Raw genomic sequence first — 3,111 nt, 5'->3', positions numbered from 1 at the left:
GTCCCAGACGACCTCGGCGAGCGCCTCCTTGGCACCGCGCGGAACGTCGGTCTGGGAGCCGTCGGCGCCGAGGATCACGGCGGCGTTGTCGGGGCGCCCGAACGTCAGGTCCTCGCCGACCTGGTTGACGACGAGGAGGTCGCTGCGTTTGCGGGCGAGCTTCTCGCGGCCGTTGTCCAGGACGTCCTCGGTCTCGGCGGCGAAGCCGACGACGACCTGCCCGGGGTGGCGGGTATCACCCAGCTCGGCCAGGATGTCGGGGTTCTTGACCAGCCGGATCGGCTCCGGCTCGCCGCCCTCGGTCTTCTTGATCTTCGATCCCCGGTAGCCGGAGGGGCGGAAGTCCGCGACGGCGGCGGCCATGACGACCGCGTCGGCGGCGCGCGCGGCCTCCAGGACGGCCTTGCGCATCTCCTCGGCCGATCCGACGGGGACGATCTCCGCCCCGGCCGGCTCGGGCAGCGCGACGTTGGCGGAGACGAGCGTGACCCGGGCGCCGCGGGCCGCGGCGGTGCGCGCGAGCGCGTGGCCCTGCAGGCCGGACGAGCGGTTCCCGAGGAAGCGGACGGGGTCGATGGCCTCCCGGGTGCCGCCCGCGGAGACGACGACGTGCCGCCCGGCGAGGTCGCGGCCGCCGGGGCCGCGGGCCAGGACGTGCCGGGCGACCTCGAACAGCTCGGCCGGCTCGGGCAGCCGGCCGGGGCCGGTGTCCTTGCCGGTGAGACGCCCCGCGGCCGGTTCGACCACCACGGCGCCGCGCGCCCGCAGCGTCGCCACGTTCGCCCGTGTCGCCGGGTGCTCCCACATCTCGGTGTGCATCGCGGGCGCGAACACGACCGGGCACCGCGCGGTGAGCAGGGTGTTGGTGAGCAGGTCGTCGGCCAGCCCGCTCGCGGCGCGGGCCAGCAGGTCCGCGGTGGCGGGGGCGACGAACACCAGGTCGGCGGCCTGCCCGAGCCGCACGTGCGGGACGTCGGCGACGCCGTCCCAGACCCGGGTGGAGACCGGATTGCCGGACAGCGCCGCCCAGGTGGGCTCCCCGACGAAGCGGAGCGCGTCGGCGGTCGGGACGACGGTGACGTCGTGTCCCGACTCGGTGAGCCGCCGCAGCAGCTCGCACGCCTTGTACGCGGCGATGCCGGCGCTCACTCCGAGCACGACGCGCGGCTTCGGGGAGGAGGTCATGTCGGCCACTGTCCCATCAGGCGCCGGACGCGTGTGCGCCGGGGTCGCCCCCGGGGGGCCTCAGCCCTCGATGGGCTCGGCGTTCAGGAGGCCTTCCCGCGTCTCGCGCAGGGCGATCGACAGCGGCTTCTCCTGGACCTGCGTCTCGACGAGCGGGCCGACGTACTCCAGCAGGCCCTCGCCCAGCTGGGCGTAGTAGGCGTTGATCTGCCGGGCGCGCTTGGCCGCGATGCTCACGAGGCCGTACTTGGTGTCGACGACCTCTAGGAGCTCGTCGATCGACGGGTTGGTGATGCCCTCATTGCTGGCTGCCACTCGGTGGCCTTCCCTAGGTCTCGCGTCCATGTCTTCGGTCTTCGTCCGCCGGCGAGGGCGGATGCCACGCTAGTGAACAACCATCAAGGCTAGCAGCTCATCGCACACGTCCTGGACGGACGTGTTGACGAGCGTGACGTCGAACTCCTTCTCCGCGGCCAGTTCGACGCGGGCGGCGTCCAGGCGGCGCTGGACGACCTCGGGGGGCTCGGTGCCGCGGCCGGTCAGCCGGCGGACGAGCTCCTGCCAGCTCGGCGGCGCGAGGAACACCAGCCGCGCCTCGGCCATGGAGCGGCGCACCTGCCGGGCGCCCTGGAGGTCGATCTCCAGGAGCACCGGCTCGCCGCGGGCGAGGCGCTCCTCGACGGGCCGCCGCGGGGTTCCGTAGCGGTTGCCCGCGAACTCGGCCCATTCGAGGAGCTCTCCCTCGTCGACGAGCCGGTCGAAACCGGCGTCGTCGACGAAGTAGTACTGCACACCGTGGGTCTCACCCGGCCGGGGGGGCCGGGTGGTCACCGAGACCGACAGCCACACCCGGGGGTGTGATCGCCGGATCTCGGCGACGACCGTGCTCTTGCCGACGCCCGACGGCCCTGACAGGACCGTCAGCCGCCGCGTGAGCGGGTCATGCGGTTCGGAGCCTTCCGGCACGGGGTCGCTCATTCTCAACCGGCCTGTCCGCGGAGGCGTGGCCTGCACGGGCCTGCCGGGAATGAGAACTGCTCGACCGCCGCGCCGGAGCCGGACGGGATGGTGCCGGATTCGGGTCGCCCCGAGCCGGCCGCGGCGGTCTGGCCGCCGCGCCCGCCCGTGAGTCGCGCGTCAGCGGTTCGCACTTCCGCCGAACTCACGCTCCAGGGATGCGCGCTGGTTGGCGCCGAGGCCCCGCACACGGCGGGACTCGGCGATGCCCAGGCGCTCCATGATCTGCTTCGCACGGACCTTGCCCACACCGGGCAGTGATTCCAGAAGGGCCGACACCTTCATCTTTCCGATGACGTCGTCGGACTGACCCTCTTTGAGAACCTCGGCGAGCGAGGTTCCCCCGTGCTTGAGCCGGTTCTTAACCTCGGCCCGCTCCTTGCGAGCCTTGGCAGCCTTCTCCAGGGCTGCGGCGCGCTGTTCGGGGGTTAGGGGCGGAAGAGCCACGCCGGGTCACCTCAGGTTTCCACTCGACGGAGTCGGACGGGTTGGGAAACTAGCGAGTTCACCGCCCTTTAGGCAACGTGAAGTGCCGTTTAGCCCGCCATAAATTCATGAAAATCACTCCTTGGAGTGTCCTGAATACAGAGTGTACACAACTGCGCGCCCCCACCGGCGCATCCCGCCGCCTTGCTGGGACTTTCGCATGATCGTGAAAATCCCCCCGTTCCGACCCCATATACGGCACCGGGCACCGCTTTGCGGCTACTGTTCGACCCCTCGCCGGGGCGCCGCGCGACGCGCCCGCAACCCGCCGGCGGGGCCCCGCGGCGGGCCTCCTGTGAGGTCTCCCACAAACCGTCCCGACCGAGTGACTCTCGTCACGCCACGCCGTTCCGCACGTCGCGCCGCGACCGTTACTGCCATCCTCGACAGCACGCCGACCGCCAAGACCGCTCCCCTCCCGGA

General features: G+C 71.9%; 4 protein-coding genes. All 4 read right to left on the bottom strand.

Annotation, left to right across the window (positions count from 1 at the left end; genetic code table 11):
* The coding region (coaBC, locus tag E1281_RS38825) for a bifunctional phosphopantothenoylcysteine decarboxylase/phosphopantothenate--cysteine ligase CoaBC (RefSeq protein WP_131884683.1) at positions 1-1,185 on the bottom strand (1,185 nt) is incomplete at its 3' end.
* Between the two features lie 60 nt (positions 1,186-1,245).
* The gene (gene rpoZ, locus E1281_RS38820) at positions 1,246-1,530 is read right to left on the bottom strand and encodes a DNA-directed RNA polymerase subunit omega (protein WP_131884682.1); all 285 of its coding nucleotides are present in this window, start codon (positions 1,528-1,530) and stop codon (positions 1,246-1,248) included.
* Positions 1,531-1,569: 39 nt separating this feature from the next.
* Positions 1,570-2,163, bottom strand: a complete 594-nt coding sequence (gene gmk, locus E1281_RS38815; protein WP_131884681.1) for a guanylate kinase — start codon at positions 2,161-2,163, stop codon at positions 1,570-1,572.
* A 159-nt stretch (positions 2,164-2,322) separates the two neighbouring features.
* A complete protein-coding gene (gene mihF, locus E1281_RS38810; RefSeq protein WP_026405770.1) occupies positions 2,323-2,649 on the bottom strand; it encodes an integration host factor, actinobacterial type in 327 nt (108 codons plus the stop codon).
* Between the last annotated feature and the right edge of the window lie 462 nt (positions 2,650-3,111).

Origin of the sequence: Actinomadura sp. KC345, from assembly GCF_004348515.1 — a bacterium.
Classification (GTDB): Bacteria; Actinomycetota; Actinomycetes; order Streptosporangiales; family Streptosporangiaceae; genus Spirillospora.
This window is presented reverse-complemented; position numbering and strand designations above follow the sequence as displayed.